The organism is Romboutsia sp. (assembly GCF_056995035.1).
The window spans coordinates 1-24,484 of record NZ_JBXKIW010000019.1 but is presented as its reverse complement, the minus strand read 5'-3'; the positions used below and the strand labels follow the sequence as shown (position 1 = coordinate 24,484).

Annotated in this window: 17 protein-coding genes; 1 reads left to right on the top strand and 16 read right to left on the bottom strand. The window is 28.2% G+C overall.

What is annotated here, in order from left to right; translation table 11 throughout:
• Positions 1-135: 135 nt before the first annotated feature.
• The 3 genes from yfmH to AC11VW_RS02405 are packed head-to-tail and all read right to left on the bottom strand — an operon-like array spanning position 136 to position 3,825.
• On the bottom strand, positions 136-1,425 hold the full coding sequence (gene yfmH / locus AC11VW_RS02415) for an EF-P 5-aminopentanol modification-associated protein YfmH (protein WP_484299796.1): 1,290 nt from the start codon (positions 1,423-1,425) through the stop codon (positions 136-138).
• A 14-nt stretch (positions 1,426-1,439) separates the two neighbouring features.
• Positions 1,440-2,705 (bottom strand): EF-P 5-aminopentanol modification-associated protein YfmF, encoded by a 1,266-nt coding sequence (gene yfmF, locus AC11VW_RS02410; RefSeq protein WP_484299795.1) that lies wholly within the window; start codon positions 2,703-2,705, stop codon positions 1,440-1,442.
• Position 2,706: 1 nt separating this feature from the next.
• Complete coding sequence (locus AC11VW_RS02405; RefSeq protein ID WP_484299794.1) at positions 2,707-3,825, bottom strand: ferrochelatase; 1,119 nt, start codon at positions 3,823-3,825, stop codon at positions 2,707-2,709.
• A gap of 192 nt (positions 3,826-4,017) precedes the next feature.
• On the opposite strand from AC11VW_RS02405, the gene ychF reads away from it, so the two are divergent.
• Positions 4,018-5,115, top strand: coding sequence for a redox-regulated ATPase YchF (gene ychF, locus AC11VW_RS02400; RefSeq protein ID WP_484299793.1), 1,098 nt, complete (start codon positions 4,018-4,020; stop codon positions 5,113-5,115).
• Positions 5,116-5,221: 106 nt separating this feature from the next.
• Here ychF and AC11VW_RS02395 read toward each other — a convergent pair whose 3' ends face one another.
• From AC11VW_RS02395 to nifJ, 13 genes are all read right to left on the bottom strand, one after another.
• On the bottom strand, positions 5,222-6,658 hold the full coding sequence (locus AC11VW_RS02395; protein ID WP_484299792.1) for a carbon starvation CstA family protein: 1,437 nt from the start codon (positions 6,656-6,658) through the stop codon (positions 5,222-5,224).
• A 124-nt stretch (positions 6,659-6,782) separates the two neighbouring features.
• Positions 6,783-7,523 carry a LytR/AlgR family response regulator transcription factor gene (locus AC11VW_RS02390; protein WP_484299791.1) on the bottom strand — a complete coding sequence of 247 codons (741 nt, stop codon included), beginning with the start codon at positions 7,521-7,523 and terminating at the stop codon, positions 6,783-6,785.
• 13 nt (positions 7,524-7,536) lie between these two features.
• Positions 7,537-9,195 (bottom strand): LytS/YhcK type 5TM receptor domain-containing protein, encoded by a 1,659-nt coding sequence (locus tag AC11VW_RS02385; protein ID WP_484299790.1) that lies wholly within the window; start codon positions 9,193-9,195, stop codon positions 7,537-7,539.
• Between the two features lie 113 nt (positions 9,196-9,308).
• Positions 9,309-10,808 carry a UDP-N-acetylmuramoyl-L-alanyl-D-glutamate--2,6-diaminopimelate ligase gene (locus AC11VW_RS02380; RefSeq protein WP_484299789.1) on the bottom strand — a complete coding sequence of 500 codons (1,500 nt, stop codon included), beginning with the start codon at positions 10,806-10,808 and terminating at the stop codon, positions 9,309-9,311.
• 188 nt (positions 10,809-10,996) lie between these two features.
• Positions 10,997-11,701, bottom strand: coding sequence for a cysteate racemase (gene cuyB, locus AC11VW_RS02375; RefSeq protein ID WP_484299788.1), 705 nt, complete (start codon positions 11,699-11,701; stop codon positions 10,997-10,999).
• A gap of 15 nt (positions 11,702-11,716) precedes the next feature.
• Complete coding sequence (locus AC11VW_RS02370) at positions 11,717-12,931, bottom strand: carboxylate--amine ligase (protein ID WP_484299787.1); 1,215 nt, start codon at positions 12,929-12,931, stop codon at positions 11,717-11,719.
• Positions 12,932-13,034: 103 nt separating this feature from the next.
• Entirely contained in the window at positions 13,035-14,501 is a 1,467-nt protein-coding gene (locus tag AC11VW_RS02365; RefSeq protein ID WP_484299786.1) for a UDP-N-acetylmuramoyl-L-alanyl-D-glutamate--2,6-diaminopimelate ligase, read from the bottom strand.
• Positions 14,502-14,938: 437 nt separating this feature from the next.
• Entirely contained in the window at positions 14,939-15,778 is an 840-nt protein-coding gene (gene dapF / locus AC11VW_RS02360; RefSeq protein ID WP_484299785.1) for a diaminopimelate epimerase, read from the bottom strand.
• Between the two features lie 388 nt (positions 15,779-16,166).
• A complete protein-coding gene (locus tag AC11VW_RS02355) occupies positions 16,167-17,828 on the bottom strand; it encodes a PTS transporter subunit EIIC (RefSeq protein WP_484299784.1) in 1,662 nt (553 codons plus the stop codon).
• Between the two features lie 246 nt (positions 17,829-18,074).
• Positions 18,075-18,560: a PTS sugar transporter subunit IIA gene (locus AC11VW_RS02350; RefSeq protein ID WP_484299783.1), complete on the bottom strand. Its 486-nt coding sequence runs from the start codon at positions 18,558-18,560 to the stop codon at positions 18,075-18,077.
• A 216-nt stretch (positions 18,561-18,776) separates the two neighbouring features.
• The gene (gene licT / locus AC11VW_RS02345; protein ID WP_484299782.1) at positions 18,777-19,622 is read right to left on the bottom strand and encodes a BglG family transcription antiterminator LicT; all 846 of its coding nucleotides are present in this window, start codon (positions 19,620-19,622) and stop codon (positions 18,777-18,779) included.
• A gap of 426 nt (positions 19,623-20,048) precedes the next feature.
• A complete protein-coding gene (locus tag AC11VW_RS02340) occupies positions 20,049-22,010 on the bottom strand; it encodes a fructose-1,6-bisphosphatase (protein ID WP_484299781.1) in 1,962 nt (653 codons plus the stop codon).
• Positions 22,011-22,112: 102 nt separating this feature from the next.
• Positions 22,113-24,484: pyruvate:ferredoxin (flavodoxin) oxidoreductase (nifJ, locus tag AC11VW_RS02335; RefSeq protein WP_484299780.1), on the bottom strand; the 2,372-nt coding region annotated here is incomplete at its 5' end.

Below are 24,484 nucleotides of genomic sequence, written 5' to 3'. Positions count from 1 at the left end.
TTTATGTATTTTTATTTTGTGCATATACATATATTACTTATTATACAAATATAATTTGTATTTTTTATGAAGTTTATTGTAATATTATAACAAAAATAAGAGTAGAATTGTAACAATTCTACTCTTATTTGTACTTTATTTACTAGGTTCAACTATAGATATCACACAATATTCTTCTTTTAGATGCGATTTTAATCTTTCTTCAACCTCTTCAAAAGTAACATCCTTTAATACATCTAAATAATCTAGTACATTTATTCCCTTAAAATTATAAGATATAAAATTGTTAGCTATAAAGTTTACTGAGTCAAAATATTTTAAGAAACTTCCTATCTTTTTCTTCTTAGTTCTTTCAAATTCATGCTTATTAAGGCCTTCATTTTTATATTTTTCTATATGTTCTAATATTACTCTTTTTACTTCTCTAGGGTCCTTAGAGTCTCCTCCAATTATAGTAAATCCATAATCTACTTGAGAAGAGAATCCTCCTCCGAAGTTGTCATTTATAAGACCCTTCATATATAAATCTTCAAATAACCTACTACCTCTTTTAAAAATCATATCTATTAAAATTTCTGTAACTATCTCTTTTCTTAAAAGCTCATTTCCTCTTATTCCTACTTTATTATCCTTGAAAGCTATATTGAACATAGGCATTGATATAGGGAATTTTGCCACTATTTCTTTTTCATTAACTCTGTCTGGTTCCTCTGGATAAAATCTTTGTATTTCATTAGATAGTTTATCTACATCATAATTGTTAACTTTTTTAACTACTTCCATAACCTTATCAAAATCTAAATCTCCTACAACAAATAATGCCATATTTCCCGGGTTATAAAATGTATTATAACATTTATATAGTTCTTCTTTTGTTATTTTATAGATACTTTCAACGCTTCCTGCTATATCAACTCTTACTGGATGATTTACATATAATGCTTTTAAACAATTGAAGTATACATTCCAATCAGGATCATCTTCATACATTTTTATTTCTTGCTCTATTATTCCCTTTTCTTTTTCCACGTTTTCATCTGTAAAATATGGAGTTTGAACATAATCTATTAGGTGGTCTAAACTATCATAAAAATTTTCAGTTCCTGAAAATAAATATGCTGTCATTGTAAAATTTGTAAAAGCATTTGCACTAGCTCCCCATTTAGAGAATTTATCAAATGCATTTCCTCCATCTGGTTGTTCAAACATTTTATGTTCTAAGAAATGGGCTATACCTTCATTAACTCTAAATTTTTCACTTTCTCCAATTGGAACAAATTCTAATTCATTGGATCCATAATTAGTTGCTAAAATTGCATACTTTTTAGTAAATCCATGTTTCGGCATAAAATATACATCTAATCCATTTTCTAACTTTTCATAATAAACTTCTTCTTTTAATATATCATTAACTATTTTTTTCATATATGTCACCTCACTTAATTTCTTAAGAAATAAACGATATCAAGTTCTATTTCCTCAAAAGCTTTAACTATATCTTCACTTTTAACCTTACCTACATTGTCTATTATTTGTTCTATTGTAGAATTTGTATTACTCATACTTTGCGCAAAATAGAAATCAGACATTCCACCTATACTGTCAGATAATGACTTCATTGAATTTATTAACGCACTTTTACTATTTTCTATTTCATCTTGTGATATGTCGCCTGCTTTTAGACTTTCTAATTGCTTCTTGACAAGTTCTACCGTTTTTTCATAGTTTTGTACTTCAATTCCTGATGATACAAATAATATACCTTTGTGTTTTTCAACTGATGAATAAATGTAGTAACATAAACTTTCTTTCTCTCTTATGTTTATAAACATTTTAGAATGTGGTCCGCCACCTAATACATTACATCCCACTACCAATGGATAATATCTATCTTCATCTTTAAAATCTATATTAGTTCTATATCCCATTACTAACTTACCTTGAGTTATATCCATTTTTTCTTCAATTACTTTTACTTTTTCTATATTTTTTTTGTATTCTTCTCTAGGTATTTGTATTATTTCATCTCTTTCGAAAGTGAAGTTTTTACTTATTGTATCTACAACTTCTTTTTCATCAAAATCGCCTTCTATAACTATGTCTATAGGAGATGTTCTTATTATCTTTTTATAGTGTTCATACAGATCTTGAGGGCTTATTTTGTCTAAATCTTCCTCATAGCCAATTTCACTTATACTAAATTTTTCACCTTCACACATTTCTTCAAAAGTTCTTTCAAGCGCATATCTGCTTTTATCATTTATTTTTGATTGAATTCTATCTTTTAAATTAGTTTTTTCTATATCTAAATATTCCTTATTAAATCCACCGTCAACCACTAGAGGCTTATTTAAAACTTCATTGAAAAATCCTATTACATCTGTAAATATTTTTTCATCTAAATATCTTTCATTAGTACTGATTATTTTAAAAGTAATTACTTGACGCTCTCCTCTTTTAGATACATCTCCTAACATAGAAGATCCATATAAATCATCTAACTTATTTGATATTTCTCTTAAGCTTGGATATTTTTCGCATCCACTCGTTATAATAGTTGGTAGTAATGCATTTTTTGTAGCTTCTTCTTTATCTAATAACCTTTGTATGTAAATACTAACAAGATTAGATTTAAACTTTGTAGCTGGTATTAATGTTAGATTAATGTTTTTGCCTAGGTTTATTTTCTTAATGTCTTTTTCCATTTTATCCTCCTATTTGATTCATTAATGATATTCTTGTAAAAAGTTCATCCACTATTGCGTCCATTTTTCTATCAGGATTTATATAATAAAACTTAGTATCTCCCATATCAAGTTCTTCAAGTATACTTTGTACTAAATGTTTAGTATATATAGTGTCAATTGTACATGTCGGTAATACAACATACAAGGTGTTAATTCCATATTCTAACAATTCTTCTCCTGATTTTATTATATCTTTTTTATTATTTTCTAAAAGAGGTAATTTTATTTGAATGTCTATGTTTTTTTCTTCATGCGCTATATATTCTTTTATTTTTTCTCTAAATAGTATATCTTGTTCTAAATTATTTTTGTCATGTAATCCTATTAGTAGTAAACCTGAATCTTCACCTACGCTTCTTATATTTTTTAATATTTCATTTTTATAAACCATTGCTAAACTATTCGATTTATAAAAAGGTTCTAATATTTCTATATCCATCAAATTATAAGATACTAAGTTTAATTTTTCATATCTTTGCTTAAATATTTCATAATCTTTTCCTTGTGTCATAAAAAGTGGACAAATTATTATTTTTTTGTATCCTTTAGAAGCTATGTCTTCTAGTGAATTCTCAAAGTATGGCTGAGTATACATATAAGAATTAACTACTTTATATCCTTCTCCTAATTGATAACTTAATTTCGTAGCAACTTCTTCAGCTTCTTGTTTAAAAGTACTACCTCCTAATTGGTTATAATAGTTTTTATAATTATGTAGGTCTTTGATTCCTGTTAATAAGGATTTATATCCTTCTTCATAATGAATTTGCGTAGAACGCTCTTTTAAATTATAGTTTTTAGATTCTCCCTCCGAAACTAATAATATTAATGTTTCTTTATTATCTTCTCCTATTTGTATATCTTTAAAACTTATATAATCTCTAAATCCAAAGGTTATCATGAAATTTACACCAATAAATGAAATAATAAGCCCATAAACCATATATTTATAACTTTTATTGATTATTATTTGCTTATAAATCAGTACTGTTGACAAGACTATAAATATATTTTCCATTTGCCCATTAAATATCAAACTTAAAGCTATAGATGTAAATAAAATAATTGAAACCCACATAAAATCAACCCCAACAAAATTTTTGATGCAATGTCTAGTTTACATCTATTATATATATGAGGTATAATCAATATGTATGTCTATAATAAGATCTTGTAAATTTGCTAAATTGGCTTTTTAACCCAATTTAATGCCTTAACAGGTTGTTTAAATTTATAATATATAAATATGACAAAAGAGAGGACGATGACTATGAAATTAGGTATAGTTGGTTTACCAAACGTAGGTAAAAGTACACTATTTAATGCAATAACTCAAGCAGGTGCAGAATCTGCAAACTACCCATTCTGTACAATAGAACCAAACGTTGGTGTTGTTTCTGTTCCAGATGAGAGGTTAGATAAATTAAAGGAATTATATGATTCTAAAAAAATAGTTCCTACAGCTATAGAATTCTGTGATATAGCAGGATTAGTTAGAGGAGCTTCTAAAGGTGAAGGTTTAGGGAATAAGTTCTTATCTCATATCAGAGAGGTTGACGCTATAGTTCACGTTGTTAGATGTTTCGAAGATCCTAACGTTATTCATGTTGATGGTTCTGTTGATCCTTTAAGAGATATGGAAACTATAAATTTAGAGTTAATATTCTCTGATATAGAGATATTAGAAAGAAGAATACAAAAAGGAGCTAAAGCTGCTAGAGCTGATAAAGCACTTGCTGCTGAACTTGAATTCTTAAAGGAAATAATGGCTACTTTAGAAGATAGTAAATGTGTTAGAACTATGGAATTCAATGACGATCAAAAGGCTTTCGTTGATTCATTAAACTTACTTACTTCTAAGCCAGTAATATACGCTACTAACGTATCTGAAGACGATTTAGCTGATGAAGCTGAAAATAATGAATATGTTAATAGAGTTAGAGATTTTGCAGCTACTGAAGATGCTGAGGTTGTTGTTGTTTGTGCTCAAATAGAAGCAGAAATATCTGAACTTGATTCTGATGAAGAGAAAAAAGAATTCTTAGAAACATTAGGATTAGAGCAATCTGGATTAGATAAATTAATAAAGTCTTCTTATGCTTTACTTGGACTTATGTCTTACTTAACAGCTGGTCCTCAAGAAGTTAGAGCTTGGACTATAAAAGTTGGTACAAAAGCTCCTGCCGCTGGTGGAAAGATACACTCTGATATAGAAAGAGGATTCATAAGAGCAGAAACTATAGCATTTAACGACTTAGTTGGAGTTGGTACTATGAGTGCTGCTAAAGAAAAAGGTCTTGTTAAACTTGAAGGTAAAGAATATATAGTTAAAGATGGAGACGTTATATTATTCAGATTTAACGTATAATAATAAAAGCTTATAGTTATGGGTTTACCATATTCTATAAGCTTTTTTAATATGTAAAAAACCTTCCCTATGTTTATATATAGAGAAGGCTTTTTATTTTATATTATTAAGCTATTTTTATATCTTCTTTATCTTCTTTTAGCTTAGATTTATTTTTCATAAATACTAAGAATAATACTACTGCAGTAACTACTCCAACACCGTTAGATAATTGTGCGTTTAATCTAAATCCTTCTGGGGCTTGTAATATATATGAACTACATACTGCAGTCATAAATGTTGCTGGCATTAAAGTCATCCAATAATTTGATTTAGTCTTTAATAAAAATACTGTTCCCGCCCATAAGAATATAGTAGCTAATGTTTGGTTAGACCAAGCAAAATATCTCCATATTATGTTAAAATCTATAAATGTAAGACCTATACAAACTGCAAATAGTGGTATTGCTAATATAAATCTATTTTTAAATCCTTCTTGCTTTATCTTAAATGCATCAGCTATAGTAAGTCTAGCACTTCTAAATGCTGTATCACCACTAGTTATAGGACAAGCAACAACACCAAGTACTGCAAGAACTGATCCTATTGGCCCTAGTAATTCTCTAGATAAAACACCTACTACACCTGATAGTCCATCATACTCTTTTAAAGCACTAGATATAGCTAAACTATCTCCAAAGAATGCAATTGTAACACCACACCAGATTAAAGCAACTATACCTTCTACAACCATTGCTCCATAGAAAACTTTTTTACTTTCAGACTCTTTTTGTATACATCTTGCCATCATCGGAGACTGAGTCGCATGGAATCCAGATATTGCACCGCAAGCTATAGTAACAAATAAGAATGGGAACATAGACAATCCATCTGGATGTAAATTTTGTAAAGTAATTTCCGGCATAGGCATAGTTCCATTAAAATGACCTACAAATATAGCACCACATAAACCTATTGCCATAAATAATAAAGCTGCTCCAAATACAGGATATATTTTACCTATAACTTTATCAATTGGTAAAACTGTAGCTAACATATAGTAAATTATTATTAATACAACCCAAATATTTTTATCTATACCAGTCATAGATGTTAACAATCCTGCTGGAGATGTAACAAATACTGTACCAACTAATATTAATAGTATTACAGAAAATACTCTCATAACCGACTTCATTTTGCCCCCTAGATATATACCAACTATCTCAGAAACAGAAGTTCCATCATGTTTCATAGATATAACTCCTGATAGGAAGTCATGTACTCCTCCTGCAAAAATAGTACCAAACGTTATCCATAAAAATGCTACAGGTCCAAATAACGCCCCCATTATAGCTCCAAATATAGGACCCGTTCCCGCTATATTTAAAAATTGTATTAAAAATACCTTATGCCAAGGCATTGGCATATAATCTACACCATCTTCTAATTTTATTGCTGGTGTAGAACTTGAATCATCCAGCTTTACTGATTTTTCAACTATATTTCCATAAATGAAGTATCCACCTATAAGAAATGCTAAACATGCTAAAAATGATATCATATCGTTTTCTCCTCCATAAGATTTATATTTTAAAGATTAATTATTTCAACAATATAATAACTTTTATTCGCATAAATAAGATTAATTTTTACATGAAATGCACAATTTAATACATAAATTACATTTATATATGCATAATTTTTCTAAAATCTTTTATTTTACTTCTACTGACCGGTATTTCTGATTCTCTATATTTTAACTTTAGTTTATATGTATTATTAAACCAAGGTATTATTTCTTTTATTTTATGTATATTTACTATATAAGACCTGTGAGTTTTAAAAAATATATTACTTTTTAGATTTTTTTCAAATTCTGTTATACTCGATTTTACTATATATTCACTATCCTTTGTAAACACTATTGTTTCTCTTTCTTTAGCTTCACAATAATATATATCGCTTATATTTACTACCATTAATTTATCATTTTTCCATAAGCTAACACTAGATATTATATCATCTTTATTGGATATTTTTTCCTCTACACTTATTTTCACATCTGCTACATCTATTTTATTAATCTTATTTAACATAGAAACTATTCTTTCTTCTGAATATGGTTTTAGTATATAGTCAAAAGCCTCAAGCTCAAAAGCATCTACTGCATGTTCCTTATATGCAGTAATAAACACTATTTTAGGGCTTATTTTAAACTGTTTTATAGTCTTTGCAAGCAACATTCCATCAAGTAATGGTATGTTAATATCTAAAAATATAATATCTATTTTAGTTTCTTGTATAAATTTTAATACATCTACTCCATTATCAAATTCACTAATAATATCTATGTTACTAAATCTATTTATAAAATATTTAAGTTCTTCTCTTGCAGGAAATTCGTCTTCAACTATTATTGCTCTCATTATTCCCTCCCTACTAAATATAAAACTCTATTTTAGTACCCGGGCTTAGCCTATATATACTAAGACCTTGTCCATAAATTAGCTTTAATCTTAAATGAACATTATAAAGTCCTATTTTATTTTCTGGCATATCATTATTATATACTTTTTCAATTATATCTTTATCTATAGTAATACCATCATTTTCTACCCAAATTTTAACCTTATTAGAATCCTTCTTAACTCTTATTATAACCGTTCCATATCCACCATTTTCTCTTATTCCATGTATAATTGCATTTTCTACTAATGGTTGAATTATAAGACTTGGCATTTTTATCTGTATATCTTCATCTATATCATAAATTACACTTAATTTATCTCCAAACCTTGCTTTTTCTATTTCAACATACGCCTTTACTTGTTCTAACTCTTTCTCTATATCTATAAGATTATCATTTACTTCTAAATTGTACCTCATGTATGTAGATAAATTTATTATAAGTTGCCTTGCCTTATCTGGATTTATCCTTATAAAACAAGTTATGGTATTTAATGCATTAAATAAAAAATGTGGATTTATTTGAGTCTGTAATGCTTTAATTTCTGCTCTATTCTTAGCTTCTTTAATTTTCTCAATCTTAGATATTTCCATTAATGTAGATATAATATGAGATAATCCTATTGCTAAAGATTGTTTTGAATGGCTAATATCATACCTTTTTGTATAATATATTTTTAAGCTTCCCATAACGCCTTGAGAATCTGTTAGAGGTATGATCATGCCTGTTTTTAAATTTATTTTTTCATTTAAAGAATATTCATCTTTATCTACTTTTATATTTAGTATTTTATTTTCTCTCATTGCTTCTTTAGTTATTTTACTAAGTTCTATATTACTATTATTAAACAGATTTTCTCCATCACCCACATATGCTAGTACTTTTTCTGTATCTGTTATTGCTACTGCATCTGAATTTATCTCCTCTTTTATAATGCTACATATAATTTTTAAAGACTCTTCATTAACACATCTAAAGTATGGCAATGTTTTATTAGCTATATTTAATGCTAGCTTTGATTGATAAGCTGCAATTTCTTCTTTTTCTTTTTTTATGGCTTGTACAATAGAAACTAAAAAACCTATTCCTATTTGTCCTACCATCATTGGCATATATATTTTACTTATAATTGATATTGCTTCATTGTGTGGCTTAGAGATAAAAAATATTAAAGCCATAGTTATACTTTCTGATATTATTCCACACATAATTCCACAAATCCATTTGTATTTTTCACTTATATTCTTATTAAAATATCCAGATATTATTCCTGCAAATATACTAGATATAAAACATGGTATAGATGTGATTCCATTTATATCTATAATATACCTATGAAAACCAGATATAAAACCTGAAGTTATTCCTACTAATGGTCCAAATAATATCCCTCCAGATACTATTGCAACTATTCTAGTATTAGCTAATGACCCATCTACACTTATACCATTATAAGTCCCTAAAATAGCTAATATAGTAAATATTATTGATATAACAACTAAATCACGTATCTTATAAGTTTCTTTTTGAAATATGTACTTAAGCCCTTTTATCTTAGTTATTATAATAAACAAAACTATTATTAAACTTGATTTTTCAAGTAGCGTTAAAAGTATAGCTCCTTTATCCATAAATCAACCTCTTTCTAATGTTAGATTTTTTAATAATTATCTATACTATTTATAATTATTTTTTACATAGAAAAGAGAAGTAATAAAACTTCTCTTTTCTATGCTTATTAATATTATGAAAGTTGTTTTTTATTTTTATTATCCATAATTTTTTTAGCCGCATTTACAGCTATTTCAGTTTCACTAAAAGGTATCCATTCTCCTTTTATATACTGATATTCTTCATGCCCTTTTCCTGCAAATACTATCATATCACCTTCTTTAGCTATCTCTAGTGCTTTTTCAATAGCTACTTTTCTATCTGGTTCTACTATATATTCACAATCTGAGTTTTTAAATGAATCTGCTATATCTTTTATCACATTCATCGGATCTTCAAAATCTGGATTATCACTTGTTAATATGCATAAATCACATTCTCTCGCTGCTATATCACCAAGTTCTTTTCTTCTTAATTCTGTTCTTCCACCTACTGATCCAAATAAACATATTAATCTATTGTGATCATATTTCTTTAGTGTTTGCAATATGTTTTCTAAGCTTACTCCATTATGAGCATAATCTATTATTACAGTTGCATAATCAAGAACTGGTAATACTTCTACTCTTCCTTTTACTTTTGCACTTTTTAATGCGTCTATCATTATGTTTTGTTCAACACCTAAGTATCTACAAACAGATATAACCGCTAATGCATTATATATACTAAATGTTCCTGGTGAACATATATATGCATCAAATTGCTCATCTTTTGCATATACATCAAAACTTACACCTAAAGAGTCTAATTCTCTAGAGTATTCTATATTACTTGCAACTATATCTGCTTTATTTTCTATACCAAACGTTTCTATGTCACAAGTTGCTTTTTCTATTATCTGATTTGCATAATCATCATCTATGTTGACAATTCCATGCTTGGCTAATGTAAATAATCTTGATTTACATTCTAAATAATGCTCAAATGTTGGATGTTCTTTTGGTCCTATATGATCCAGTGATAAATTAGAGAATATAGCTACATCAAAATCAATATCTCTAACTCTTTCCATCATTATCCCACCTGATGATACTTCCATAGATACACATTTAACACCATTATCTAGCATATTCCTAAATATTCTGTGTAATTCATAACTTTCTGGAGTTGTATTAAATGTTTTTTCACTTATTCCATTATAAAAAGTTCCATTAGTTCCTATAACACCAGTATTTAATCTTGCTTTATTTAAAACTTCACTTATATAATTTGTTATAGTAGTTTTCCCTTTTGTACCTGTAACTCCTATAACCTTTAAATCTTTTGACGGATTTCTAAAATAGTTTGATGACATTTTTGATAAAGCTATTCTACTGTCCTTTACAAACAGCTTTATAGCATCCTCATTAAGATTTATATCATCTTGTAATATAAATACTCTAGTTCCTTTTTCATATGCCTTTTGTGCATATTTATGACCATCTACCGTTTCACCTTTTATTGCTACAAATATATATCCATCTTCACATTTAGAAGAATTATATGCTAAATCTCTTATCTCTGTGTTTTTTATATCATCCCAAAGCTTATTGTAAGTAAATACTACCTCATTCATTATTTCTAGTAATTTCATACTCTAGCCCTCCTCCTAATTACTCTTAAGTATGTAGTATAGCATAAGATAGCTATATTTTTAATTACAAATTATTACTAAATCTACAATTTTTTTCATAATAATTTCTAGAAAAATAGAGTAGCTTCAACTACTCTATTTTTTGTTTATTAAATATATAAACTATATTTCATCAGCTAAATAAATAACTACTTTGCTACTTTTCCACATAAATTTATAGTTTTTCTAGCTAAAACTTCTAGAGAATCTATATAAAATTCATTATCTAAATTATTATCATTCTTCAAAATAGCAAGTTCTGTACATCCTAGTATAGCACCATCACAATTATTTTCTTTTAAATATTGAATAACTATGTTGAATTTACTCATATCCGCACTTTTTCCACTTTTTATATCTTTATAAATGATATCCATTATATATTGTTGTTTTTCATCATCTAGTACTAAGTAATCTATACTATATTTTTCACACATATTTTGATAAAGTTTTGTTTGTATGTTTCCTGTTGTAGCTAGTATGCCTAGTTTCTTATGACCTTTTTGTTTTGCATATTTAACAGTTTCTTCTGTTATATTTAAAACTGGTATATTTACACTTCCTACTATTTGCTCATAAAAGTAATGTGCTGTATTACATGTAATTACCAAAAAATCAGTTCCACATTGTTCTAGTTTTTTAGCATCTTTTTTAAGTACATCTACAGGACTATTAGTAGACTTTCCAATTATATAATCAGTTCTATCAGGTGTTGTTGCACGATTAGTTATTATCATATCAATATGTTCTTGGTCAGATTTTGCATCTGTCAATCTAACTATCATATCATAAAAATAAACCGTAGCCATAGGTCCTAGCCCACCAATCACTCCAACTGTCTTGTTAGCTTCCATAATTACATCACCAATCTATTTACAGTATTTTTTAAACTTTTTCATTTGGTTTATATTATATAAGAATATATACAAACGTCTCTTGAAGTTTCCTTTTAAATCTTTGTCATATCCAAATGATGTTGCACTTTTACCTTGTGCATTTAATTCTTTAGCTTTGTTAATTAATTCTTGATTCTTAACATACTTGTAAACTACATTATTTGGTATAACATGCCAGAAGAATGGGTCCTTTTGAACTTTTAAATCTAACTCTCTATTAAATACTCTATCTTCTACTATATATTTAGCTATATTATTTCCAGAACTTGTTACATAGTAGTTACTTCTACCTTGTCTTAAGTTTATCTCAAATACTTTATATGTGTTATCTCTAGTATCAAACTTTATGTCAAAGTTAGAATATCCTGTATAGTTTATATCTTCTAAGAATGTTTTGAATTTTTCCATTAAAGGACCATCATACTCTGTTATTATCGCTGCATGATTTCCTATTCCTTTTGGAGTATGTTCTTCTAATAATACATGTCCTAAACACATCATTTTAACTTTACCATGTTGATCTGAATAGCAAGTTAAAACTCTCATATGTGAATCATCACCTGGTATAAAGTCTTGTATTATTAAATTTTTATCATACTTACCTGCATATATTGAACTAGTTATTTCTATAAATTCTTTTTCATCATTAGCTACGTATGCTTTTTTCATACCTTCAAATGGGAATTGCCAGTATAATACACTGTCAGAAGGCTTTATTATAACTGGATAATTAAATCCGAAGTCTTCTATTTTGTCACCCTTTGAGTATATGAAAGTCTTAGGATAATCTAATCCTTTTTCTTCACACATTTGATAAAATAATTCTTTTTCTATTAATTTATTTTTTAGGTCGCTATCTATATAAGGAACTATATATTTTTCTTTTAGTAGTTCTCTATTGTCTATTATTAATTCTGCATATTCGTCAGTACATCCCATTATTATTAACTTTTTGTTAGGTGCTGCTAATTCATCTGCAGTTTTTAATAACACTTTTATAAACTCTTCTTCTTCAGTTATTCTTGGGTCAATTCTAAAATCTATTATATTACTGTCTTTAGTTGCTCCTAATGCATATCTACCAAAAGCTATAGACTTAATTCCATAAGCTTCATGGTACGCTCTTGCTACACTGTAGCAGTTTATATCTCCACCAACCAATACTGGTTGTATAACTATATTATCCATTACTTTCACCTCTTCAAAAATTCATCATTCTTCATTAAGCTTCTCTATTAATTATACTTCATTTGATATATCCTGTCAAAATTCTAACCTATTCTGTCACAATCTATTTACATAAATATTTCTTATTCAATACTTCAATCGCAATTTTTTTATCATCAAAACTATGCTTGGTTTTTCCTATTATTTGATAGTCTTCATGACCTTTACCTGCTATTATTACTACATCTTCAGGTTTTGCCATTTTTATAGCTTCCTCTATAGCTTCTTTTCTATCTATTATTACTTTATAGTTTTCATTATTTTTATCTAATCCTTCTAATATATCTTCTATTATTAAATTAGGGTCTTCCGTTCTCGGATTATCTGATGTAACTATACATATATCTGATAGCTTTTGAGATATAGTTCCCATTAAAGGTCTTTTAGCTGTATCTCTATCTCCACCACATCCAAATACAGTTATTATATTTCCTTTTGCAAATTTTTTAACTGTATTTAATATATTTTCAAGTGCATCTGGAGTATGTGCGTAATCTACTATAACACTTATTCCTGTATCATTTTGTATAGTTTCAAATCTACCAGCAACTCCACTAGTATTTCTTAATCCTTCTATAGCAACTTCTTTAGGTATATTAAGCATATAACATGCAGCTATTACTGCTAATGTGTTATAAACGGTAAATTTACCTGGTACTGGTACAAATATATCTTCTTCATATGTTGGAGTTGTTAATTTGTAAGATACTCCACTTGCATCTATTTTAATATTTGTAGCTCTAAAATCTGCCGAATTATCTATTCCATAAGTATAGCAAGGTGTTTTTAAATTTTTTATATTTTTATGTATTTTAGCTCCACCTTCATCATCTATGTTTATTATATTTGCTACTATTGTTTTGTAGAATAATTGCTCTTTTGCTTCTCTATAATCTTCTAAGTCTTTATGGAAATCTAAGTGGTCTGGTGTTAAGTTTGTAAATATACCTAATTTAAATTCAGTTTCATCTACTCTATTTAAAACTAAAGAGTGAGAAGATACCTCCATTGCACAATAATCACATCCATTGTTTAACATAGAATTAAAACATTCTTGTAACTCAATACTTTCAGGCGTTGTTGAGTTTGATTCCACCTCTTTATCTCCATCAAATATCTTTATAGTCCCTATAAGACCTACTTTTTTATTATTTAAATTTAGAATTTCACTTAAGAGTGTAGTTATACTAGTTTTACCATTGGTTCCTGTAACTCCTACAACTCCAAATTTCTTTGATGGATGATTGTAAAAATTATCTGCTATAGTTGCCATAGCTTTTCTAGTATCTTCTACTTTTATAAACGTACATCCATCTATATTAACATTTTCTTGAACTAAAAATACTTTTGCACCCTTTTCTATAGCACTTTGTATATATTTATGTCCATCTGAATTGAATCCTTTTATACATATAAATAATGTTCCTTCTGTAACTTTCCTTGAGTCATATTGTACATTAGTTATTTCTATATCTAAATTTCCTTTTAATCTTAATATATTTAAATTTTGTATAACTTGATTTAATTTCATATAATCATTCCCCCATATTTTATAATATATGCTTTAAACATTTCAAAAAATGCTCTCAATATTACTCAAAGTACTTAACGCTTTATTTGAATTACTTTATAATTCAAACCAAGACTATTAAGTGGGGATTTAATGATTATTCTAACTTTGTTAGAGCCTTTAAACAAACTTACAGTGTATATCCTAAAAATTATATTTTAAACAAATCTACTTTTAATACTACTTTTTCTAATGAATAACAAAAAAGCAGGTTGTATATATTTATATATACAACCTGCTTTTTTGTTAAGATAATTTCTTTTTGATTTAGTTTTATTATTTATTATTTATTATTTATTATTTATCCAATTATTACCTTAATCCATTTTTGTTACAAGCATCGAGGATATAGCACTAGTTCCTAAGAACACAATGGCTATACTTTTTTTATAGACAGTCTATAATTTTATATCTCCTTCAAATATCTTTTCTGCACTACCTATCATATAAATTTTATCACTAATGTCTATCTTAACTTCTCCACCTGGACACTTGACTTTGACAATATTATTAACGTTCCCAAGTAAATTAGCCACTATAACAGATGCTGTCATTCCTGTTCCGCACCCTAAAGTAAATCCACATCCTCTTTCCCAAGTATAAACTTCTATATTATCTTTGTTTACTATTTTTACAAAATTCACATTGGTCTTTTTAGGAAATACTTTATGATTTTCAATTTCTCTACCATATTTACTTGCAATTTGTTCACTAGCATCGTCTGTAAATATTATAGTATGAGGCACTCCCATCAATAAGGAACTTACTATAATAGTTTCATTAGATAATTGTATTTGTTTATTAATAAAATTTTTTTCATTATTAAATTCTTCACTTACAGGTATCTTATTAGGTGTAAGACTATACATACCCATATCAACTTTAATATTATTTACCATTTCATCAATTAAATCTAGCTCAATAATTTTGACACCATCTAATGTATCTACTTTAAAAGTAGTTTTATTTACTATATTATTTTCATATACGAATTTTGAAAAGCATCTTATACCATTTCCACACATCTCACCTCTAGACCCATCTGAATTATAGTAAACCATCTCAACATCACAAGTTTCTGAGTCTTTAACTATTAGTAATCCATCTGCACCTACTCCAAATCTTCTGTTACATAATTTTAATGCTATTTCATTATAATTATCAGAATCTATGTTATCAAACCTTGCATCAAATGCAACAAAATCATTTCCTGCTCCTTGCATCTTCCAAAATTTCATGAAAACCTCCTATAATTTAGTTATTTTAAATTGCCACTAAACTTAATTATAATTAAGATAAACCTTATTTTATATAATCAGTATTGTACTTATTTATTTAAAAACTTACTAATTATTTATTTATCATTAAAGTAATATTTATTTTTACCTTTACCTTTACCTTCTATTATTATACATTTTTTTTTCTACTCTGTACATTATAAAACCTGCTTAAAACATTTCAAAACCTACTCTAGAATTTAACGGATTTTATACCTAAGTGTATAACTATTTTTTTATAAAATAAAAGAGCATAGAGTTGCACACAAACCCATGAAAGGAATGTTCTCTATGCTCATAATGTTTACATCTCAACAAAAATTTTCACTATCATTGTTTTATAATATTATTAGCTTCTACCTAATATTCTATTTATCTCATGCTTATATGCATCTGCTTTGGCTCCAAAGATTACTTGTACTCCATTACCAACTTCCATAACACCAACAGCACCTAATGCTTTAAGCTTATTTTTATCTACCTTAGTTTTATCTTTAACTTCAACTCTTAATCTAGTTATACAAGCATCTACTGAAACTAAGTTTTCTTCTTCACCTAATGCAGCTATTACTTCTGGAGCTTTTTCTTCTATTTCATTTTTACTTGATTTTGCTCCTTTTGATTCTTGATAATCAGCTTTACTGTAAAGCTTAGTTTCTTCTTCATTTTCATCTCTTCCTGGAGTTTTTAAGTCAAACTTAATTATTAAGAACTTGAATAAGAAGTAGTAAACTGCTGCATAAGCTAATCCAACTACCACAACCATTAGCCATTTAGTTGGTACTCCTGCTCCTGCTGGAAGTATACCAAATAATGAGAAGTCTATTAAACCACCTGAGAAAGTCATTCCTATGAATACATTTAATAAATCCATTAGTAAGAATGAAAGTCCTGCAAGTATACAGTGTACTCCGTATAATACTGGAGCAACGAATAAGAATGTAAATTCTATTGGCTCAGTTATACCTGTTAACATAGATGTAACTGCAGCTGAAATTAATAAACTTCCTACAACCTTCTTCTTACTTGGAGCAGCAGTGTGATACATTGCAAGTGCAGCTGCAGGTAATCCAAACATCATGAATGGGAATTTACCAGCCATGAATCTTGTTGTTCCTGATACTATTGTTGACATTGTTTCTGGTGAAGCACCTACTAAATCTTGCATACTTCCTAATTGAGCAAAGTAAGCGTAGTTTGCACCTTGAACTGTTTGCCAAGTTCCATCTATTAAAACTTTACCATCTACAAAAGAACCGAACCAGAATGGAGTGTAGAATACATGGTGTAATCCAAACGGTATTAATGATCTTTCTATTACTCCGAATAAGAATGTTCCTAAAATTCCAGCATTATTAACACCCATTGCTATATATGCTATTCCATCTTGAACAAATGGCCATACATAAGCAAGTATTGCACCTGTAAGTGCCATTGCTAATGAAACTACTATTGGAACAAATCTTGATCCAGAGAAGAATCCTATTACTTGAGGTAATTGTATCTTATAATACTTATTGTGTAATGCAGATGTAATTATACCAGTTATAATACCACCAAATACAGACATATTAAGTGTGAATATACCTAATGTTGTAGTTACATATGTTGCATATTGAGCTGGAACTTCAGTCGCAGTTATCACACCTAACTGAGTAGCACCTAAGCCTAATAATACACTTATAACTTTGTTCATTATTAAGAAACCAAATACTGAAGCAAGCGCTGAAGTACCTTTATCTTCTTTAGCTAAACCAACTGCTGTACCAACTGCAAATAGTAGTGGTAAGTTTCCAAATACTACATCACCTACACCTTGCATTATTTTTAATATTACTGTAATCGCTGGTATTGAAACAAAACCAATTAGCGGTTGATATATTGCTGGAGCATCAGCTAAAGCTGCTATATTAAGTAATGCTCCCCCTACTCCTAATAAAATACCGGCTACTGGTAGGGCTGCTATTGGAAGCATTATTGCCTTACCTATTCTTTGTAAAAATTGAAGCATTTATTATTCCTCCCTTTTCGCACAAACGTTTTCTTCATTCATACATTTTTATTATTTTCATTAATTTGAAAATCTACCAAGTTATTAAGACTATAAATGTATCCGTCAACACATTGCTCAAAAAACATATGCGTTGCTTGAGCAATGTGTTGCGAATTAGTTCAAGTTTATAGATTTAATTTGTCATATATTTCAATTATTATAAATATTTTCGTATATTTTTTATTTCTATATATCTTTTTATAATTATTTTGTGATTTCTATTCTATCCGATTCTCCAACAGTTACACTACCTTCTTTTATTTTCACTGATTCATTTCCTTCTAAGTTAGTGAATATTACTATAGGCATTGATGATTTTGCGTTTTTTTCTATAAAATCAACATCCATCTTAACTAATTTATCTCCAGCTTTAACATCTTGATTTTCTTTAACGAAGGCTTCGAATCCTTCTCCTTTTAATTTAACTGTATCTACTCCTAAATGTATTAAAATTTCTCTTCCATCTACAGAATTTATTGTTATAGCATGCTTAGTTGGAAATACAGTTCCTATTTTCCCATCTACCGGAGATACTACGATTCCATCAATCGTTTTCATAGCAAATCCATCACCCATCATTTTAGTTGAGAATACTTCATCTGGAACCTCAGATATGTCAACTAATTGTCCATTAGTTAATGCTACTATTTGTTCTTTTTTTTCTTTAAATATTTTTTTAAAAAATCCCATTTTAATTTATCTCCTTTTATTTTTTATTGTAATTTTTATATTATGCAAAAAAACTTAAATCTACAAAAATATAATGTAATATAAATATAAAATTCTCTATTATTTAGAATCTTATTCTTTATCTTATCCATATATATATTTTTATAAACTTAAGTTTTGCCTGTTTAACCAGTAACAACCTTAATATCGTTTACTTTATATTCATTATTAAATTTTTTAATTTAATTTTATAGCAGATATAACTCTATTAATGTGTAATGTAAGATATAATAATTCATCTTCTGTTACTATATACTCATGTTGTTTTTCTATAAAATCTTTTATTTTACACGAACAATCATAAGCTTTTTTGTATTGTATTTTTATAATATTTATAAGTTCATTGTCTTTATTATCTACATTTTCTTTTTTTATTAATCTTTTAGCAAAGAATTTTAAATGAGTAATTAATCTATCATAATTAAAATCATCTTCTTTAAATTCTATACAATAATAATATTTTATTATATTAAGTATTTCTTTTACAATGTTAGTCATTAAAAACGATTCACTTGTATTTTCTTTATAATTTGCATTTACTATATGCATTGCTATAAATCCAGCTTCATCTATTGGTAATTTAAGGTTAAATTCTTTATTTATATATTCTATAGCCCATTTTCCAACTTCAAATTCTTTTTTATGAATCCTTTTTATTTCATATAATAAATCATTTTTTATTTCAATATTTTGTTCACATCTTTTAAATACAAATGATATATGATCTGTAAGTGATGCATATATGTAATCATCTAATTCTGATTTTAGATATTGTTTTGCATATTCTATTATTTTAGAACTTGCATTAAATATATCTTCATCAACTTCAGTTGCTATTTTGGTTATTTTTTTTGTTAACTCATTATTTTCAGTGATAAACTTTTTTTCTATTTTATTTTGGTCTACTTGTTGTCCTATTTTTTTTTGAAATCCGATTCCACATCCAGTGAGTACTAGTTCTTTTTTACTTTCTGTATCTATAACCAATACTACATTGTTGTTATAAATTTTTTCAATAATCATGCCTATTTACTCACTCCTTTAATTAAAATTTAATTGGACTTCTTATCTAAAATTATTATATAGGTTGCTTTATTTATGCCCCTATATTTGATTAAATATCGCCTAAATTACAAAATACCTAAATCAAGATATAAAATATTATATATCTTAACTTAGGTATTGCCTGCTCTATCAGTAACAATCCAATTTTATTAATTTATTTTAACGTCGATTTTTGTCTTTCTTTCTTATAGAACTAATTTTATAATAATTGCACAGTTGTGTCAAGTATTATGAAAACTTTTTCTCTATATTTTTTAAATTAATTTTATTTTCTAACTATTCTCAACTTTTAATCATATTTTCTTCCTTTTCAATATAAATTTATTATTAATAATTACCTAAATTTATAATTTCATATAAAAAAGAAGTATTTCTACTTCTCTTTTAAGTTTCTTTTATTAGGCCCTTTTTGTATGCCATTAGCAGTAATTTTAAATCTTCTACTTCTTCTTCTAATTTAATACCTGCATCTGTATCTCTTACTGTTTTTCTTTTTGCTTTACGTTCTACTACTTCGGTTGTTGATAGTATATCACTTTCATTTATGATTGCTTCTTCAGCTGATGTAAATGGATTATGAGATACTAATTGCAAACTGTATGAATTAGATATTAAAGTGTATCCAGCTATACCAGTTTTATTTTGATAAGCTCTTGAAAAACCTCCATCTATGACTAATATTTTACCATTTGCTTTTATAGGACTTTCTCCATTTTTACTTTCTACAGGTACATGCCCATTTATTATATGTGCATCTTTACTATCTAAATTAAATTCCTTAAATATTTTTTCACACATATCTTCATTTTCTCTTAACTTAAAGTATGGATTTTTATTTTCTTTATGAGTTTCTTTTTCTTCTATAAAGTATCTTTCAAAGGTTGTCATATCATCTTTTCCAAATAGTGATGAACATTTTCCATTCCAAAGATACCACATCATATCCATTCCATATTGTTTTTGATTTGTATTATCTTTAAAGAAATAGCCCTCTCTACATAAAGACTCCATCTTATCCATTAATGCTTTTCCTTCATATACTTTTCCTTGTAACTTCATTTCCATAAAACTAGAATCTTCATTTAAAGGTATACATCCATGAATTAATAAATTTGAATTTGATGTTAAATAAATACTCCCTTTTGAAAATAAAAATGAAACATGCTTTTGAAGCTTTTCACTATTTTTGAAAGAAGATACTAATTTATCTATTACCATTTCTTCTTCTTGTGTAAATTTATATGGATCATTTTTATCTATAGTTGGTAAATAAGAATCTTTTAGTTTGTATTTTTTTCCTTTTAAAGTTATGATTCCTTCTTCATAGTTTATATTATTAAGTAACAACCTATGTTTCATATCAAACTCTTGTCTTCTATTTATTATTTGTCCCTCAAGTTTAAATTGAATTATACTTATTGCTTTATGCATTTTTGCTATTAGTGATTGCTCTGTACTTGATACATCTGGGTCACTTACCTTTGACCTAAAACAACTACATGGATCATCTTTGTAAGCATCTATCGCAAAGGTAGCTAATGGTAGTAAGTTTATTCCATAGATTTCTTCAATAATGTCTAGATTTGCATATCTAGCAGATATCCTAAGAGCATTTGCTATACATGCTTTTTCTCCTGCTGCTGCTCCCATCCATAGTATATCATGATTACCCCATTGTATATCTACACAGTGATAATCCATTAAAGTATCCATTACTATATCGGGTCTTGGTCCTCTATCATATATGTCTCCCAATATATGTAATTTATCTACTACTAGTTTTTGTATAACTTTTGATATTGCTATTATAAATTCTTTCGCTCTGTCTATTTCTATTATAGTTTCTACTATACTTTTATAATATCTCTGCTTATGTTGACCATCTATATTTTCATGTAAAAGTTCTTCTATTATATATCTGAAATCTTTTGGTAATAACTTCCTTACCTTAGACCTAGTATATTTACTAGATGCATACTTACATAATTCTATAAGTCTATATATATTTATTCTATAAAAATCACCTACATTTTCTTCTTCTTTAATTATTAATTCTAATTTTTGTTCTGGATAATATACAAGAGTTGCTAGAGCTTTTTTTTCACAGTCTCTCATTGTACTTGAAAATAATTCTTCTATTTTTCTTTTTATAACACCTGATCCATTTTTTAATACATGTACAAACGGTTCATATTCTCCATGTATATCTGTTATAAAATGCTCTGTTCCTTTTGGTAGATTTAATATTGCTTCTAAATTTATTATTTCAGTACTTGCTTTTGATATACTTGGGTACTGTTTTGATAATAATTTTAAATATTTTATCTCACTTTCTACAGTCTTCATTTTTATCCCTCCAAACTTATCCTACTTCTTCTTTTATTGTAGCATATTTTAAAAGGGATGGACTTTTTAAAAGTCCATCCCTAATTATAAACTATGCTTATATTAGCATTGTTCTGCTAATCTTTTATAGTTGTTATATCTTTCGTTAGCATTTTCTTCAGCCATAGTAAATAATTCATCAGCTATATCTGGGAATTGCTTAGCTATTGCAGAGTATCTTACTTGTTGCATTAAGAACTCTTTAAAGCTTTCTGTTGGTTCTTTAGAATCTAATGAGAATGGATTTTTCCCTTCAGCTTTTAAAGTCGGGTTGTATCTGTATAAATGCCAGTATCCAGCTTTAACAGCTTGCTCAATATTTGCTTGAGCTCTTCCCATTCCTTCTTTTAATCCATGAGATATACATGGAGAGTAAGCTATTATTAATGATGGTCCATCATGCTTTTCAGCTTCTATTACAGCCTTCATTAATTGGTTCTTATCTGCACCCATACCAACTTGTGCTACATATACGTTTCCGTAACTCATAGCCATCATACCTAAGTCTTTCTTCTTAGATCTCTTACCAGCAGCAGCGAACTTAGCCATTGCAGCAATTGGAGTTGATTTAGAAGCTTGACCTCCTGTATTTGAATAGATTTCTGTATCAAATACAAGTACGTTTACATTTTCACCTGAAGCTAATACATGGTCAAGTCCACCGTATCCGATGTCATAAGCCCATCCATCTCCTCCAAGTATCCATTGAGATCTCATAGCTAAGTAATCTTTTCTTGATTCTATTTCAGAAAGTAATGCTCTTACTTCTTCATTTGCACAATCACATGGATTTCCTATTACTTCTAATACTTTTTGACTAGCAACTTTAGAAGCTTCTCCATCTTCTTTAGTTTCTAACCAGTTAGTGAATGCTGCTTTAGCAGTATCACATATATCCATAGTTAATAAAGTTTCCATAGTATCAGATAACTTGTTTCTCATTTGCTTAACAGCTAGCATCATTCCGTATCCATATTCAGCATTATCCTCAAATAATGAGTTTGCCCAAGATGGACCTTTACCTTCATGGTTAGTTGTGTATGGAGTCGAAGGAGCTGATCCTCCCCATATAGAAGAACATCCTGTAGCATTTGCTATCATCATTCTATCTCCAAATAATTGAGTAACTAACTTAATGTATGGAGTTTCTCCACATCCTGCACAAGCACCTGAGAACTCTATAAGTGGTTGTCTAAATTGACTTCCCTTAACAGTGTTTGTACCCATTAAATCTCCTTTTGGAGATACTTTATCAGTGTCAACTGCAAATGCCCAGTTTTCTATTTCTACTTCTTGAGTTTCAAGAGGTTCCATAACTAAAGCTTTTTGCTTAGCTGGACATATGTCAGCACAGTTTCCACATCCTGTACAGTCCATTGGACTTAATTGCATTCTATATTGTAATCCTTCTAATCCTTTACCTAATGCTTTTTTAGTATTGAAGCTTTCAGGAGCATTTTGAGCTTCTTCTTCATTTACTAATACTGGTCTTATACATGCATGAGGACATACATAAGCACATTGGTTACATTGGATACAATTTTCAATCTTCCACTCAGGAACATTTACAGCTATACCACGTTTTTCGTATGCAGCTGTTCCACAAGGGAAAGTACCATCTTCTAATCCATTAAATGCACTTACTGGTAAGCTATCACCTTCTTGTGCGTTCATTGGTCTTAAGATATTTTTGATGAAATCTGGTTCATCTGAATCTGCTGCCATTTCTAAAGCCTGAGCAGACTCCCACATAGTTGGTGCATCTATTTTAACTACTGCATTCAGACCTGCTTCAACAGCTTCATAGTTCATCTTAACTATCTTTTCACCTTTTTTACCGTAAGCTTTGTTTATAGAATCTTTTAAGTATTCTACAGCTTGCTCAGTAGGTATTATCTCTGCTAATTTGAAGAATGCAGATTGCATTATCATGTTTATTCTTGTTCCAAGACCTAATTCAGCAGCCATCTTAGTAGCATTTACAGTGTAGAAGTTTATCTCATTGTTAGCTATGAATTGCTTCATTTTAGCTGGTAAGTTAGCTTCTAATTCTTCTGCATTCCAGATAGTGTTAAGTACGAATGTACCACCCTTCTTAAGTCCTTTTAATAAATCATATTGGTTAACATATGATTGATTGTGACATGCTATATAATCAGCCTCATCTATTAAGTAAGTAGCTCTTATTGGAGCATCCCCAAATCTTAAGTGAGACATAGTTATACCACCAGATTTTTTAGAATCATATGCAAAGTAAGCTTGAGCATATTTATCTGTATGATCTCCTATTATTTTTATAGCTTGCTTGTTAGCTCCAACTGTACCGTCAGATCCTAATCCCCAGAACTTACATCTTATAGTACCTTGAGGTGCTATTTTGATTGGCTCTGATGGAGTTAATGATGTATTAGTTACATCATCTACTATACCTAATG

What these genes read in the sequence shown, in the direction of transcription:
- yfmH (WP_484299796.1), bottom strand. Translation starts at nt 1,425, where the DNA reads ATGAAAAAAATAGTTAATGATATATTAAAAGAAGAAGTTTATTATGAA.
- yfmF (WP_484299795.1), bottom strand. Translation starts at nt 2,705, where the DNA reads ATGGAAAAAGACATTAAGAAAATAAACCTAGGCAAAAACATTAATCTA.
- AC11VW_RS02405 (WP_484299794.1), bottom strand. Translation starts at nt 3,825, where the DNA reads ATGTGGGTTTCAATTATTTTATTTACATCTATAGCTTTAAGTTTGATA.
- ychF (WP_484299793.1), top strand. Translation starts at nt 4,018, where the DNA reads ATGAAATTAGGTATAGTTGGTTTACCAAACGTAGGTAAAAGTACACTA.
- AC11VW_RS02395 (WP_484299792.1), bottom strand. Translation starts at nt 6,658, where the DNA reads ATGATATCATTTTTAGCATGTTTAGCATTTCTTATAGGTGGATACTTC.
- AC11VW_RS02390 (WP_484299791.1), bottom strand. Translation starts at nt 7,523, where the DNA reads ATGAGAGCAATAATAGTTGAAGACGAATTTCCTGCAAGAGAAGAACTT.
- AC11VW_RS02385 (WP_484299790.1), bottom strand. Translation starts at nt 9,195, where the DNA reads ATGGATAAAGGAGCTATACTTTTAACGCTACTTGAAAAATCAAGTTTA.
- AC11VW_RS02380 (WP_484299789.1), bottom strand. Translation starts at nt 10,808, where the DNA reads ATGAAATTACTAGAAATAATGAATGAGGTAGTATTTACTTACAATAAG.
- cuyB (WP_484299788.1), bottom strand. Translation starts at nt 11,701, where the DNA reads ATGGAAGCTAACAAGACAGTTGGAGTGATTGGTGGGCTAGGACCTATG.
- AC11VW_RS02370 (WP_484299787.1), bottom strand. Translation starts at nt 12,931, where the DNA reads ATGGATAATATAGTTATACAACCAGTATTGGTTGGTGGAGATATAAAC.
- AC11VW_RS02365 (WP_484299786.1), bottom strand. Translation starts at nt 14,501, where the DNA reads ATGAAATTAAATCAAGTTATACAAAATTTAAATATATTAAGATTAAAA.
- dapF (WP_484299785.1), bottom strand. Translation starts at nt 15,778, where the DNA reads ATGAAATTTTGGAAGATGCAAGGAGCAGGAAATGATTTTGTTGCATTT.
- AC11VW_RS02355 (WP_484299784.1), bottom strand. Translation starts at nt 17,828, where the DNA reads ATGCTTCAATTTTTACAAAGAATAGGTAAGGCAATAATGCTTCCAATA.
- AC11VW_RS02350 (WP_484299783.1), bottom strand. Translation starts at nt 18,560, where the DNA reads ATGGGATTTTTTAAAAAAATATTTAAAGAAAAAAAAGAACAAATAGTA.
- licT (WP_484299782.1), bottom strand. Translation starts at nt 19,622, where the DNA reads ATGATTATTGAAAAAATTTATAACAACAATGTAGTATTGGTTATAGAT.
- AC11VW_RS02340 (WP_484299781.1), bottom strand. Translation starts at nt 22,010, where the DNA reads ATGAAGACTGTAGAAAGTGAGATAAAATATTTAAAATTATTATCAAAA.